This window comes from Pseudoglutamicibacter albus, assembly GCF_022346425.1.
Lineage (GTDB): Bacteria > Actinomycetota > Actinomycetes > Actinomycetales > Micrococcaceae > Pseudoglutamicibacter > Pseudoglutamicibacter albus.
Genome location: NZ_JAKRCW010000008.1, coordinates 90,227 through 104,788, shown reverse-complemented (window position 1 = coordinate 104,788; position 14,562 = coordinate 90,227). Strand labels below are relative to the sequence as shown.

Annotated in this window: 14 protein-coding genes; 12 read left to right on the top strand and 2 right to left on the bottom strand. The window is 59.8% G+C overall.

Going from position 1 to position 14,562, the window contains the following annotated elements:
- Positions 1–307, bottom strand: a 307-nt coding sequence (locus MHJ63_RS06485; protein WP_239446547.1) for a hypothetical protein, incomplete at its 3' end; no start/stop codon positions are given.
- A gap of 220 nt (positions 308–527) precedes the next feature.
- Between MHJ63_RS06485 and MHJ63_RS06480 the strand changes: the two genes are divergently transcribed.
- From MHJ63_RS06480 to MHJ63_RS06455, 6 genes are all read left to right on the top strand, one after another.
- Positions 528–2,618 (top strand): DUF8094 domain-containing protein, encoded by a 2,091-nt coding sequence (locus tag MHJ63_RS06480; RefSeq protein WP_239446546.1) that lies wholly within the window; start codon positions 528–530, stop codon positions 2,616–2,618.
- 60 nt (positions 2,619–2,678) lie between these two features.
- The gene (locus MHJ63_RS06475; RefSeq protein WP_239446545.1) at positions 2,679–3,668 is read left to right on the top strand and encodes a tetratricopeptide repeat protein; all 990 of its coding nucleotides are present in this window, start codon (positions 2,679–2,681) and stop codon (positions 3,666–3,668) included.
- A gap of 199 nt (positions 3,669–3,867) precedes the next feature.
- Positions 3,868–4,641 (top strand): ABC transporter ATP-binding protein, encoded by a 774-nt coding sequence (locus tag MHJ63_RS06470; protein ID WP_070507034.1) that lies wholly within the window; start codon positions 3,868–3,870, stop codon positions 4,639–4,641.
- Positions 4,626–6,206, top strand: coding sequence for a hypothetical protein (locus MHJ63_RS06465; RefSeq protein ID WP_239446544.1), 1,581 nt, complete (start codon positions 4,626–4,628; stop codon positions 6,204–6,206). Before MHJ63_RS06470 ends, MHJ63_RS06465 begins: the two co-directional genes overlap by 16 nt.
- A 53-nt stretch (positions 6,207–6,259) precedes the next feature.
- Positions 6,260–6,547, top strand: coding sequence for a DUF3039 domain-containing protein (locus MHJ63_RS06460; RefSeq protein ID WP_239446543.1), 288 nt, complete (start codon positions 6,260–6,262; stop codon positions 6,545–6,547).
- A gap of 160 nt (positions 6,548–6,707) precedes the next feature.
- Positions 6,708–8,489: a DEAD/DEAH box helicase gene (locus MHJ63_RS06455; RefSeq protein WP_239446542.1), complete on the top strand. Its 1,782-nt coding sequence runs from the start codon at positions 6,708–6,710 to the stop codon at positions 8,487–8,489.
- Positions 8,490–8,618: 129 nt separating this feature from the next.
- Here the strand turns inward: MHJ63_RS06455 and MHJ63_RS06450 are convergent, their stop codons facing one another.
- On the bottom strand, positions 8,619–9,926 hold the full coding sequence (locus tag MHJ63_RS06450; protein WP_239446541.1) for a nicotinate phosphoribosyltransferase: 1,308 nt from the start codon (positions 9,924–9,926) through the stop codon (positions 8,619–8,621).
- A gap of 83 nt (positions 9,927–10,009) precedes the next feature.
- Between MHJ63_RS06450 and clpS the strand changes: the two genes are divergently transcribed.
- From clpS to rdgB, 6 genes are all read left to right on the top strand, one after another.
- Positions 10,010–10,291, top strand: coding sequence for an ATP-dependent Clp protease adapter ClpS (clpS, locus tag MHJ63_RS06445; protein ID WP_239446540.1), 282 nt, complete (start codon positions 10,010–10,012; stop codon positions 10,289–10,291).
- Positions 10,291–11,007 carry a DUF2017 family protein gene (locus MHJ63_RS06440; protein ID WP_239446539.1) on the top strand — a complete coding sequence of 239 codons (717 nt, stop codon included), beginning with the start codon at positions 10,291–10,293 and terminating at the stop codon, positions 11,005–11,007. The genes clpS and MHJ63_RS06440 overlap by 1 nt, the downstream gene beginning before the upstream one ends.
- A gap of 120 nt (positions 11,008–11,127) precedes the next feature.
- Positions 11,128–12,033, top strand: coding sequence for a glutamate racemase (murI, locus tag MHJ63_RS06435; protein ID WP_420876139.1), 906 nt, complete (start codon positions 11,128–11,130; stop codon positions 12,031–12,033).
- A gap of 14 nt (positions 12,034–12,047) precedes the next feature.
- A complete protein-coding gene (locus tag MHJ63_RS06430; protein ID WP_420876138.1) occupies positions 12,048–13,007 on the top strand; it encodes an MBL fold metallo-hydrolase in 960 nt (319 codons plus the stop codon).
- A 100-nt stretch (positions 13,008–13,107) separates the two neighbouring features.
- Positions 13,108–13,851 (top strand): ribonuclease PH, encoded by a 744-nt coding sequence (rph, locus tag MHJ63_RS06425; protein WP_239446538.1) that lies wholly within the window; start codon positions 13,108–13,110, stop codon positions 13,849–13,851.
- Entirely contained in the window at positions 13,848–14,513 is a 666-nt protein-coding gene (rdgB, locus tag MHJ63_RS06420) for an RdgB/HAM1 family non-canonical purine NTP pyrophosphatase (protein WP_070490579.1), read from the top strand. The genes rph and rdgB overlap by 4 nt, the downstream gene beginning before the upstream one ends.
- Positions 14,514–14,562 lie beyond the last annotated feature (49 nt).

Below are 14,562 nucleotides of genomic sequence, written 5' to 3'. Positions count from 1 at the left end.
GGGCTGGTATGGGGCCGGGGTTGAGCGAGTTTGTTGCGTCGATATCGGGCGCTCGCACCGCGAGCGTGTCCTTCTCCGGTTCAGGCCGCCCGGTTTGGCCGGTGGAGGGCTCAGCCTTGCTGTGTTCCGCCGTTACGTCGGGATCCTCGCTGTCAGATGATGCCGGCGTGTCGCTAGAGTCCGGGTCGCTAGGTAGGTCACCGCCGAGGCGTATCTCATCGGGGAGGTCTTCGGGTTGCATGCCCGGAGGCCTGGAGGTTTGGCCATCAAGCTCCGAGGCGTTGGGCTCATCTGAACGCGCAGTCATGTCGGCTAGACTACCTAAGTTTGGAGCGAATTACGGGAAAGACGAGAGTCTACTCGTTAGACTCTTAGTAGACGCGGCATCGCCCGCGATTGTGACTTGACCGAACTGCGGTGCTGTGCGCCGCGGCTGATACGAGGATGATTGACCTATAGTGCGCAAAATTATTAGCACGGCTGCCCTGGTGATAGGCGTGGTGTGCCTCATTATCGGTATCGGACACATGACCTGGTGGTCTCCGCAGGATCGCCTCAGCGCTGAGATCCCGGACGATACCCCGGATGCGCCGATCACCATGATTTCTTCAGAGATTCATTTGGCGCCGGATTCCAACCCAGAGGTCAAACTGGGGGAAGAAGGCAAGTTCACGGTCGCAGTCGCACGCCCCTGGGACATCCAGGAGTGGGCGGGGTCCTCTGCGATGAACGTGATCGAATCTGTGGACACCGGTTCGCGCACGTTCAAGGTCGAGCACAAGAAGGGCGATGCAAAGGCTCCTAATCCTCAGGGCTCTGACCTCTGGATTTCAGAGTCTGAGCAAGAAGGCCGGTGGGATGTGGCCTGGCCTGAGGAGATTCACGGTCCTGTCGCGCTGCTGGTCATTAAGGACGGGACTGAACCTGCGCCGAAGGATCTTGTGGTGACGTGGGATAACCCGGAGGCTGAGATGTCAGCCAAGTGGGCTAAAGCGACTCCGTGGTTTGTTGCCGCTGTCATCTTGTTTGGTCTTGCCCTGATTCTGGCGATGTCTCGTCCGAAACGGCGCGGTGGCCGTCGCGTTGCTGATTCTCCGCGCCGTGCCGCAGCGGCTCGTCGAGGAGAGGACGCTGACCGGCGGGCTAACCACACCGGCCGCGCCGCTGGCGCAGGTATCGGTGCCGGTGTCGGTGCTGGCGCCGCCGCTGGGCATCCAGACGGCCAGCCGGGGGCAGATGCTGGATACGACGGTGACTCCTTTGAAGGTGCCGGCGATACGGCTGAATACGAGTTGCCTAACTTTGGCGGTAGCGATCCATATGTTCCGCAGTCGGATGACACGATCGTTGCAAGCCGCAGGCACGGCGTGGTTGCTCCCGCTGATTCTGAGGAACATGACGGTAACGACCAGGACCGCCGCGACGACGATGACGACTATAACGGCGGCGGATCTGCCGCACCGGCTCACGGCGAACAATCATGGGGAGACGATGAGCGCAACTGGCAGGAGGGCGATGACGTGAACCCTGAAGAAGATCCACGATTCCGCTCTGTTGCTGAACCTGCTACAACTAAGAGCCTTGGCCAACGTGAGGGTCGGCGCTCTCGTGCCTGGAAGGGCCTGATTGCTGTGGGTGCGGCCCTCGGCCTTGCGCTCCCGTCTCAGGTCGCGTGGGCGGACACCTCGGCCGAGAAGTCTGAGGAGGCCACCGCTAAGGCTGAAGAAGAGGAAGCCTATTCGATCCTGGTCACAACCCAGCTAGAGCGCATCATGAGTGATGTCAGCGACGTTGCTGCTGAGGGCGATAAGAAGCGTGACGCGAAGAAGCTCGAATCACGTTTTGAGGCAGACGCTCTGAACCTGCGCCAGGATCTTTACAGCGCGTTGAAGAAGAAGGTCAAGCTCAACGACAATCTTGTTCCGCCGATTTCGAAGAAGGTTGTGACCGCCGCTGTTCCGGTAGACCGTGGCTTCCCTCGAACCGTCATGGCTGTGACCACGGGTAGCAACAAGGACCTGCCGGTCATTGTGACCCTCAAGCAGGCGAATGCCCGTTCTCAGTACAAGGTTGTGTCCGCAGTCCCGATGGTCGAGGGGGCAACGTTCCCGGGTATCGCTGTGGGGGACCCGGAGGTCCGCGCAGTTTCTGGGGGAGGTAAGAAGGGTGGCCCGATGTCACCTGAAGATGCCTTGAAACAGTTCTCTTCTGCACTGGGTGATGCGAAGTCCGGCGCTGCGAAGAAGTTCGCTAAGTCCCCGATGGTCGATCAGCTGCGTAAAGCAAACTCGGAGACCAAGAAGAGCTACGAGGGCGACGGCAAGGGTAAGTTCACGACCGATTACAAGGTCAACGCGAAGTCTGCTAACGCTTTGAAGATGCCGGATGGCAGTGTCATGGTCTCCGGTTTGGTCACCGAAACCATGAGGATGACCCCGGAGAAGGACGGCGGTAAGACGAAGCTCGCCGGCTTCATCCGCGAGTTTGTTGGCAAGGAAGAGACTGACAAGCCGGTCGAGGCTCGCCTCACGATTCCTGTGGTCATCAACATCAAGGACGGCAAACCAGCCGAGGTCGTTGGTATGTCGTATGTCCCTGTTGGTGTAGAGCTGAAGTAGCGACCGTGCGCCCCGAGGAACCCGCGGGGCGCGACTGAGAGGATGAGGCACGCAGTGTCGATGGATTCTTCATCATTTGATGCACAGCCTGGGCAGGCACACAACCCGAATGCGAGTGTGGGTGCTTCCGGAAGCCAAGTTGAGTTCGCCGCTCCAGCGTCCTCGGCAGGTGCTGTGGACTTATCATCGCTAGGCCAGCAAACTCCAGGCCAGGCTACTGAGGCATCGGACATGGAAGCCTCGCTGGGCCAGTGGGCCACGATGGTTACGGAAGAGTCGCTGCAGGAGTTCGCGCAGCTCAGCACGCGGGTCCCGGCGTTCTTGGTCGCGTATTCGGCGCGCTCTGAAGCCGCCGACTCCGTGGTCCGGGTTGTGGATGATGCGGTTGAGGCTCAGGCGGGTAAGTTCGTTCTGGGTGTTGTGGATGTCGATGAGCATCCGCGTGTGGCTCAGGCCTTGCAGATTCAGCAGGTGCCGATGCTGCTTGCGGTCTTAGGCGGCCGACCGATGCCGCTCTTCGCAGGCCCCGTTGATTCCGAACAGATGGCGGCAACACTTCAGGAGTTGCAGCAGGTTGCGGTTCAGCAGGGGATGGCTTCCACGGTCGCACCTATTAACACGGCTGGCGCCGAAGCGGCTGGTGGCCGGTTCGCTGAGGCTGATGCGCTGGTTGCGCAAGGGGAATATGATGCGGCGCGGGCTTTGTATGAGCGTGCCGTGGAGGAGAACCCGGCTGATGCGGAGGCTGAGGCCGGTGTGCATCGGGTTGATTTGTTGAAGCGGGTCTCTGGTTTCGATGCGCAGGAGGTCCGTGATGCTGCGGCTTCCAACCCGGATGATGTTCATGCCCAGATCGATGTCGCTGATCTTGACGTCGTGGGCGGGCACGTGGATGATGCCTTCTTACGTCTGATTCGTTTCATCGGAGCGCATCGCGGTGATGACCGTGAGACGGCACGGGTGCACTTGGTTGAGTTGTTCAGCGCGGTGGGGCAGAACGATCCACGCGTTGCCGCTGGTCGCCGCAAGCTGGCGATGAGCTTGTTCTAGTTGGACCGGTGAAGTAACCGGAGAAAATGTGTCAAGAGCCACACATTCTAGTGTGGCTCTTGATCTGCATTAAATCGCATGGTTCGATTTTTATATGACGCATATTGCAGGCGAACCTGCGCATAACCATGAACGTGGGGTGGGGCCTACGCATAAAGGTCATGAAACAACATCACATCAGACGCAAGGAAGTTATCAGATGCAAGGTTTAGCGGATCCGTCCTCGGCGGCGGTGAGTTTCCGTGGGCTAGGTAAGAGTTTCGGGGATAAGGTCGCGGTCTACCCGTTCGCCTTCGACGTTCCGCGTGGATCGTTCTATGGACTGGTGGGGCCTAACGGGGCAGGTAAGACCACAACGTTGTCCATGCTGACCGGCTTGCTACGCCCGGATACCGGACATGCCTATGTTCATGGAGTCGATGTGTGGAAGGAACCACTCGTAGCGAAGAAGAAGCTGGGCGTTCTGGCTGATGGTATGCGGCTTTTTGACCGGCTTTCGGGCCGTCAGTTGATCACATACACGGGACGTTTGCGTGGCATGGATGCCGAGGTGGTTAACGCGCGCGTTGAGGATCTCTTGCGGGTCATGGACCTACAAGACGCGGCTGATAAGCAGGTTGTGGATTATTCCGCGGGTATGCATAAGAAGATCGCGCTCGCGTGTGCGATGATTCAGGCGCCGCAGGTTTTGGTTTTGGATGAGCCTTTCGAGGCCGTGGATCCTGTTTCGAGTGCCAATATTCGCGACATCTTGAATAACTATGTTGAGCAGGGCGGTACGGTCCTGATTTCGAGCCACGTCATGGCGATGGTTGAGCGGATGTGCACGCACGTTGCGGTGATCGCGCAGGGGCAGCTCAAGGCTGCTGGGACGGTGCAGGACGTATGCGACGGTATGACCCTTGAAGACCGCTTTGTTGACTTGGTGGGTGGCCGCGGCGAGCAGGAAGGGTTGTCTTGGTTGCACAGCTGATCAAGCTGCGGTGGAGGTTGTTCGTTAACGGCCTGATCCGCAATAAATGGCAGCTCTTTGGCGTAATCCTGGGCGGGCTGTACATGGGGTTCCTGCTGGTGATCGGTGCGTTGGCGTTGGCGGCGATGACCCCGGAAGATGCGCCTTTTGCTCAGATGATCGTGGTGACGCTGAGCGCACTGGTAGTGCTGGGTTGGACTGTTGTGCCCGCGTTCTTCACGGGCATGGATGGGGCGATGGAGCCGCAACGCTTTGCGTTGTTCCCCATCAGCGCCGGAAGGCTCGCTCCAGGGTTGTTACTCGCCGGTTTCATCGGAGTACCTGGCGTGGCAACGCTGATCTTCATGCTGATCGCTGCCTTCTCTTTTAAGTTCAACGCTGACTTGCTCGCGTGGGCGATTGTTGCCGGTCTGCTCTCAGCGTTGGCGGCGCAGCTTTTTGGGCGTACGTTCATGACGTGGTTTAGCACGGTGGGTGTCAAGCGTGGTGTGCGTGAATTAGGGACTGTGGTCTTGTTCCTCCCGGTCATGTTCATGGGGCCGATGATGGCCACGTTGGGTCCGGAGACGGATCATCACCTGATCGTGAACGTTCTAAACACGCTAGCTACCGTGAGCTCATATTCACCGTTCGGTGCGTTCTTTGGCGCTGTGTGGGCCTTTGCATCGGGGAACATGGTCCACGGCGTGATCAGTAGCGCGATCGGTTTTGTGAGCATTGTGGTGTGCTGGGTTCTCTATGTTCGCATCGTCAAGAAGGCCGCGGTGTCTCCTCCGCATACGGCCGCATCGAAAGACGTGAAGGGGCTGGGCTGGATCGGGCGCATGCCGGCAACTCCGTGGGGTGCGATCGCCGGCCGCGCGCTGATCTATTGGCTTAAGGACGCCCGCTATTCGGCCTCCTTGATCATGGTGCCGGTCCTCATCGTGGTGATCGGCATATTCATGCCACTGTTCCAACCGGACGCTGCTTTCGGTGGCCACCTCGCCGGCATTATGGTTGGCGCGCTCATGGGGTTCAGTATTTCTGCCGATATTTCTTATGACTCAACGGCGTTCCATACACATGTTCTCACCGGGGTGCGTGGCTGGCAGGACCGGCTGGGCCGTGTAGTTGCGGTGCTACCGCTCTCATTCGTAGCAGTCGGACTATCCGCGGTGGTTCCGTTGCTGATTCTGGACCGCGTCGAGATGATTCCTGATTCGCTACTGGCTTCGCTGGCAGCACTCGGTGTTTCATTGGGGCTGTCTGCGCTGGTATCGGCACGCTGGATTTATGCTGTTCCACAGCCCGGGGACTCCCCGTTCCAAACGCCACAGGGTGCCGGTATGCGGATGTTCATTACCCAGACCCTCTACCTCGTCGCCGTAGCCATTCTGCTCGCGCCTACCATGGTCTTCTACCTCATGGCGTGGAACGAGGCACGCGTGGTTCCGTTCGCAGTAACCGCCGCGTTCGACATCGTGTGGGGTCTGGTGATCTGTGTAGTAGGTATCTGGCTAGGCGGGAAGTGGTATGACCGTTCGACGCCTGAGCTAATGCAGACCGTTATCCGCCACGCGTGATCAATCATCTTTCCTCGTGTGCGCTCGGGCCGGGGCGGCATAGAATGGGTGGCATGAGTTCTCTCAACGATCCGTATGCCAACGATCCTGCCTCGCCTGACATTGCCTCACCTGGCGGTACTGCTGTGATGGACCGGCAGCTGCAAGAGCAGTTGTCGGAACCAGGGGACCATGAACGTTTTGCGCACTACGTGCAGAAAGACAAAATCATGGAGTCCGCTCTCACGGGTGAACCGGTGATCGCTTTGTGCGGCAAGGTTTGGGTTCCAGGCCGTGACCCGCAGAAGTTCCCGGTGTGCCCGGACTGCAAGGAAGTCTATGATTCGATGATGGGCGACTAAGCTAGCCCAGCGTCTGCGCCGGTTGACCCAGCGGTTCACTGTCGCGCTGTTTCCAAGCCGTGTTTGTTGCACGCGATGCTTGTTTTGTTGCGCCCGTTTCCGCATAGAAACCGGTGCTCTGTTTCTGTTGGTTGAAGAATGATTGTGGAGTGATGCCTTTATGTCCGATGCCCTGTTTTCCGTGGGCGAGGACATGCCACCGGCGTATCCGGAACGAGCCGCGTGGGGCACGGCTCCTAAGCTGCGGCAGTGGCAGGCGGAGGCTCTCGAAGCGTTCTTCAACAGCCCAGAGAAGGACTTCCTTGCAGTTGCAACCCCAGGCGCAGGTAAAACAACGTTCGCGTTGCGTGTAGCCAAGACCCTGGTTGAGCGCGGCACCATCAACCGCATCACTGTTGTAGCGCCGACCGAGCACCTGAAGACGCAGTGGGCTGACGCCGCCGCCCGCATCGGGCTCTCCATTGACCCGAACTTCAAGAACTCCGATGGCCGCCACGGCCGTGGCTTCATCGGCGTTGCGGTGACATACGCGCAGGTTGCGAACAAGCCGCTGTTGCATCGAGCACGCACTGAGGCCGGGAAGACGCTCGTGATCCTCGATGAGGTCCACCACGCAGGCGACGCGTTGAGCTGGGGCGACGGTATCCGGGAGGCTTTCGAACCTGCGGTGCGCAGGCTATCGCTTACGGGTACGCCGTTCCGTTCGGATACGGCGCAGATCCCGTTCGTTGAGTATGTAGAAGACGAAGAGGGCATCCGCCGTTCGAAAGCCGACTACACCTACGGTTATGGTGAGGCGCTCAAGGACCACGTTGTTCGCCCTGTCATGTTTATGGCCTATTCCGGTTCGATGCGGTGGCGCACCTCAACAGGTGAAGAGATGGAAGCCCAGCTGGGGGAGGCCGCGACCAAAGACATCACACAGTCAGCATGGCGTACCGCTTTGAACCCTGAGGGTGAGTGGATCCCGAAGGTTCTTCGCGCAGCGGATCAGCGTTTGACTGAGGTGCGTCGAAGCGTTCCGGATGCCGGCGGATTGGTGATCGCAACCGACCAAGATAGCGCGCGTGCGTATGCGGCGATCCTGGATCGCATCACAGGCGAGAAGACCACGGTTGTGCTCTCCGATGATGCCGGGGCCTCGCAACACATCGAGGACTTCACAGAGAACACGAAACGGTGGATGGTCGCCGTGCGCATGGTGTCTGAGGGTGTTGACGTGCCGCGTTTGGCAGTCGGCGTTTATGCGACCTCTACGTCCACGCCACTGTTCTTTGCTCAGGCGATCGGGCGTTTTGTGCGCTCCCGCAAGCGCGGCGAGGTCGCGAGCGTCTTCTTGCCCTCGGTGCCTGTTTTGACGCATCTTGCCAACGAGATGGAGGTAGAGCGCGATCACGCACTGGACCGGCCAAGTAGCGGTGAAGACCAGACGATGCAGGAAGTCGAGGCGGAACTGGCTCAAGCCAACCGTGAAGAGCGCGCATCAAGTGAGCTCACTCATGGCACCTTCCAGGCCCTTGAATCGGATGCGAGCTTCGACCGTGTTCTCTACGACGGCGGTGAGTTCGGGCTAGGCGCGGGCGTGGGTTCCGAAGAGGAACTTGATTTCCTTGGCATCCCGGGCCTACTGGATGCCGAACAAGTCGGTGAGCTGTTGCGTCAGCGGCAGGCCAAACACCTGAGCAAGCGAAAGACCACGGCACAGCGACAAACGCCGGGGCAAGAAACACAGGGAGTCGTGGATCACCGCCAGCTCATGGATTTGCGTACCCAACTCGCTAAGTCTGTTGCGGCGTATGCGAATAAGACGGGTATTCCACACGGTCAGATCCACAACAAGCTACGCGCCATTAGTGGTGGCCCGCCGGTGGCGCAGGCTTCCGAAAAGCAGTTACGTAACCGCATCTCGACGCTACAGAAATGGTTTGTCGGCCAAAAATAAGGGCCGAAAATAAACGCCGTGGACGGCGCCTAACCGTGGACGGCGCCTAACAACAGCGGCGGCGTCCAGAACAAATATGCCATCTATGCCCTGGGCGCCGCCGGTTGTGTGTGCTTCGTTTCTGTGATCTTAGTCCTCGATCAGCGTTGGGATCACGGGTTCGCCCCGCATCAGCTGGCGTGCCCGCCCCGGCATTTCTTCGATCGAGGATTTACGCCGCTCGATCGCTGCCTCGACACCAGCAGCGCCGGTCAAACCGTCCTGGATTTCGCCGTTCACCACGAGTGGGATCTGCAGCGGGCGGTCGCTATCGGTGGCCCCGGAAGGAACCCGGTTCACACCGATCAGCTCAGCGGTTGCGCGGCCGCGTTCATTGATCTGGCGGTACGCATACTTCTTACCACCCACCGATTTCTTACCGGATGCCGATTTCGCGACCGGAACCCACTGGCCGTCATTGCCCTGACGCGCAACCAGCTTGTACACCATGGAGGCGGTCGGTGCACCCGAGCCGGTCACGAGCTGGGTTCCGACCCCGTAACCATCCACTGGGGCAGAACGCAGCGCTGCGATCGCGTACTCGTTGAGGTCCGAGGTCACGATGATCTTGGTATTCGGGTTGCCGAGATCATCGAGAAGCTCCCGCACCCACACCGCCTGGGACAGCAAATCACCTGAGTCCAAGCGCACACCACCAAGCTGGGGCCCTGCTACTTCAACGGCGGTGCGCACGGCCTGCTCCACATCGTAGGTATCCACGAGCAGGGTCGTGTCAACACCCATCGAATCAATCTGGGCTTTGAACGCCTCACGCTCAGAATCGTGCAGCAGGGTGAAGGAATGCGCGGCCGTGCCCGCGGTTGTGAGACCGTAGCGGCGGCCCGCTTCAAGGTTGGAGGTGCTAGCAAAGCCTGCGATGGCGGCCGCGCGTGCCGCCGCGATCGCGGACTCTTCGTTGGCCCGCCGCGATCCCATCTCAATGCATGGCCGTCCGCCCGCTACAGCGATCATGCGGGACGCCGCTGAGGCGACCGCGGTGTCATAGTTGAGCACTGAGAGCAGATAGGTTTCCAGGATCACCGCTTCAGCGAACGTGGCCTCGACCTGCATGATCGGGGAGTTCGGGAAATAGATCTCACCTTCGGCGTAGCCGGTGATATTGCCGGAGAAACGGAAATCGGCGAGCCAGTTGAGCATCGCATCGCCAACCACTTTGTTATCCGAGAGGTAATCGAGGTCTTCGGTGGTGAAACGGAAGCTTTCAAGCCCCTCAAGGAACCGTCCGGTACCGGCCAAAAGGCCGTAGCGGCGTCCCTCCGGGAGACGGCGTGCGAAAACTTCAAAAACACTCTTACGGTTTGCTGTACCGGAGGCCATCGCGGCCTCGATCATGGTCAGCTCGTAGCGGTCGGTCATCAGTGACGTGCTCGTTGACATGTCCCCAGCCTAATATGTCAAGCCCTCTGAGGTGGCACTCGGGTCCCACCACTACAATGTGTCGTATGGTTGCCGCAACCTCTGTGAGTTATCAAGTGGAGAAGGACAACGCGTTCGCACCCGCTGCCTCGCGCCCTTTCGAGCTTGTTGTGTGGGATGACCCGGTCAATTTGATGTCCTATGTTTCCTACGTGTTCCGCACGTACTTCGGCTATTCGGATTCGGTTGCACAGAAACTCATGCTTGAAGTGCACCATTCGGGCAAGGCCGTGGTGGCTCGCGGGCCGCGGGAAAAGATCGAAGCCGATGTTGAAGCCATGCACGGTTTCGGTTTGCAGGCCACGATGCGCGGAGGCGACGCCTGATGGCACGTCCTTTCAGAGCTACACGAAAAGGCTATTCAACTGAACTTGACTACGCAGAGGCCCAGCTGTTGGTGATGCTGGCTCGCGACATCGACCAGTTGCTTGCCGGGCGTGAAGCCGAACACGTCGATGCGGGTCTGAAGGCCGTATCGGGCACAACGGGCGCCGCTTCAAGGACAGCCTCAGACTCCGTAGAAGAACCAACAGTTACAGCAGCCGACGGGGCAGACCGCTGGTGGGAAGAACTGGGGCTCAGTAACGACATAGCGGACGCGGGGGCCTCGCTGCTAGGCAGGTCGGCTACGTTGGATGACCCTCAGGACCCAGCGCTTTTGGCTATCTTGCCGCGTTCGATCCATACCGATGACGCGGTGGGCGCCCTTGACGGTGCGGATGCAGCGATGCGTGCACGCACCGAGCCGGGGCTCATCGCTCGTCAAAGGGAAGGCTTGAAGTGGCTTGCGCGTGCTGTGATGAAAGACCCATTTTTGATTCCGCATGAGAAAGCGGGGCAGGTGGCCTCGACACTCAACGTCATGCGGCTTGTATTGGCAGCCCGCCTGGGCATCGAGGATCAACAGGACGCCGATCGCGTGCAGGAAGCCATGGAACAAGGAGTGTCCGATGACCCGGACCAAGGCATGGTTATGCTTTACGGCTTCACCTCGTGGCTGCAAGACTCACTCATGCATGCGTTGTTGCGTGGAAAGGCTTAGCCTAGATACGCATCAAGCACCTCATTTTCTATGTGCATAACGGAGACCATGAAACCGGCATTGAACTCTGCCTTAGCAGATAGCGCCCGAGCGGATAGCGCCTCAGCAGAAAACGCCTCAGTGGAAGGCAGCGTCGCAACAGAAAACAACGCCGCGGCTACGGTGACTCGTGCGTTGCGTGGAGAAGCTTCAGCGAGTGATCCCACGTTGGCGCCGATCGGCGTGTTCGATTCCGGGGTTGGCGGGCTCACGGTGGCTCGCGCGATCATCGATCAGCTTCCACAGGAGTCCATCCTCTATGTGGGGGATACCGGGCGCGGCCCGTATGGGCCGTTGCAGCTTGCGCAGGTGCGCGCGAATGCGCTCGACATCATGGACCAGCTGGTCGAGGCCGGTGTCAAGCTTTTGGTGATCGCATGCAACACAGCCTCGGCCGCTGTTTTGCACGATGCACGCGAGCGTTACACGGTGGGTTACGGCATCCCGGTGGTTGAAGTGATCAAGCCGGCCGTGCGTGCGGCGGTGCGTGCAACCCGTACGGGCCGCATCGGTGTGATTGGTACGCAAGCCACGGTACGCTCACGAGCCTATGAGGATGCGTTCGCGGCCGCCCCGCATATTGAGGTGCGTGCGGCTGCGTGCCCTCGTTTTGTGGAGTTCGTTGAACGCGGCGAAACCTCAGGCGAGGAACTATTGGATGTTGCCCAGAGCTATCTGCAGCCGCTCAAAGAATATGGCGTGGATTCGCTCGTGCTGGGGTGCACGCACTACCCGTTGCTCACGGGCGTGATCTCTTACGTCATGGGGGAGGACGTGAGCCTGGTGTCCTCAGCGGACGAGACCGCGAAAGACGTGTTCCGTTCCCTCACTGAGGCGGGCCTCATCGCCCCACCCGAGGCGAGCGCGCGCCACATGTTCATGGCTACCGGTGACACCGAGCATTTCTCGGTCATGGCTCAACGATTCCTCGGACCCGAGGTGACGGGTGTAACCCACATGATCCCGCGATATCCCGACAACACTTAATCGGAGCTCATGACATGAAACTGACGATCATCGGCTCCACGGGATCATTCCCAGGCCCCGGCTCGCCTGCATCGTGCTATCTGCTGACCGCACACGACGGAACCCGCCCGTGGCGCGTGCTATTGGATTTCGGGTCCGGATCCCTTGGCGTACTGCAACGCTACATGGATCTCAAAGACATCGACGCGGTCCTGATATCCCATCTGCATCCAGACCACTGCATGGATCTGTGCGGGTTACACGTTGCAGTGCACTGGGACCCAGAAGGCTGGGGCAGGGACCGCGTGCGGGTCTATGGCCCAGCCGATACCGCAGACCGCATGGCAGATGCCTACGGCCTACCGCGCGATCCGGGTATGCGTGAAGACTTCGACTTCCGGGATTGGGTTGCATACGAAGCCGTCACGATAGGGCCGCTGACCGTAACACCGTATCCGGTGGTCCATCCCGTCGATGAGGCCTATGCGTTCCGCATTGAAGGACACGAGATCCTCGAAGGCCGGCAAATCCACTCCGTATTGACCTATTCAGGAGACACGGACGAATGCCCCGAACTCGTCGAAGCCGCCCGTGATGCCGACCTCTTCTTGTGTGAGGCCGCATTCCAAGAAGGACGCGACGACCACATCAAGGGAGTCCACCTGACCGGAAAGCGGGCCGGCGAGGCAGCGAAAGCAGCCGGAGTCCAGCGGCTCCTGCTCACCCACATCCCCGTCTGGACCGACCACACCACCGTATTAGAAGAAGCCCGCGCCGAATACAGTGGCGAACTCGCGGTGGCCGTCTCAGGGGTAACCTACGGCGTACGTTCAGGCGAACGCATCGGCGACCCACGCACTGCAACCATGTCCCGCGTCCCAGAATCCCTAGCACGCGCGCTCCAAGAGGCCGGCGTGCGGCACCGGCCCATCCCAGGCCACCGCGGAACCCGCGAAAACCCCGTCCAACCGGGGCCGCACGATCCATCGCCATAAAATCCACCGCCATAAATGCAGGCGACCCTTGCCGCACCAGCACATAACAAGCCGATTACAAAACACCGTGAACCCACCAAAGAACGGATACGATGACCGCATGGGCATAACTAACACACGCGCCGATGGTCGCCGAGCAGACCAGCTGCGTCCCGTCACCATCACCCGGGCATGGTCAAAAAACGCTGAAGGATCAGCTCTCATCGAATTCGGTAATACCCGGGTTCTGTGCACCGCTTCCTTCACCGAGGGCGTACCCCGCTGGCTCAAAGGAGAAGGGCGCGGCTGGGTTACCGCTGAATACGCGATGTTGCCGCGGGCAACCAACACCCGCAATCAGCGTGAATCCGTCAAAGGGAAAATCGGGGGCCGAACCCACGAAATTTCCCGGCTCATCGGCCGATCCCTTCGCTCCGTGATAGACACCAAACAGCTCGGTGAAAACACCATCGTGCTCGATTGCGATGTACTTCAAGCCGACGGCGGCACCCGCACCGCCGCCATCACCGGCGCATTCGTCGCACTCGCCGACGCAGTCGAATGGGCACGCCAAGAAGGCCTAGTTGATCAGGACGCGCAGGTGCTGACCGATACCGTCGCGGCAGTCTCGGTGGGCATCATCGACGGAACCCCTGTTCTGGATTTGCCGTACGTTGAGGACGTCCGCGCGGAGACGGACATGAACGTTGTGGTCCGCGGCTCGGGCGATTTCGTTGAGGTACAAGGTACTGCCGAGGGTGCGCCATTCAACTGTTCAGAGCTCGATGCACTGCTGGATTTGGCAGTGACGGGAGCGGCAGAACTAGCCGCAATGCAATGCGAAACACTGGGATGGCAACGATGAACGCAAACCCTACCGAAACTGTGAACCCCAACGAGGAAACAGCCCCGCGGATCGTGCTGGCATCCCATAATCAGGGAAAGCTAGCGGAGCTACGCGAACTGTTGCGCGGCAAGGTCGAAGGCCTCGATGTAGACACCCAGCTCATTGATGCGGCAACCGCGGGCGCTGCCGATGTGGTCGAAAGTGACGTGACTTTCGAAGGCAACGCGCTGCTCAAGGCCCGCACCGTGGCCCGAGAGACCGGGCTGATCGCGATCGCCGACGACTCCGGCCTGGCCGTAGACGTCATGGGTGGATCCCCAGGTTTCCTCTCTGCACGCTGGGCAGGGGTGCACGGCGACGATGAAGCTAATAACCGCTTGTTGCTAGCGCAGATGGCCGACATCACCGACCCGATACAGCGGCGCGCTTACTTCGTGTGTGCTGCCGCAGTGGCAAGCCCCGACGGCTACGAAGTCGTGGAACGCGGGGAGCTCGAAGGAACCCTCTTGACCGAGCCGCAAGGTGAGGGCGGCTTCGGATACGACCCCATCGTGCAACCGCTGGGCTCCAGCAAGTCACTCGCCGAACACACCCCAGAGCAGAAGAACAGCATCAGCCACCGCAAGAAAGCAATAGAGGCGCTCTTGCCTTCGATTATCGCTGCCTGCTCTAACAGCTAACGGAAAATAGCTGACGGAAAACAGCGGCGGGCGGATTGCGTTGATACGC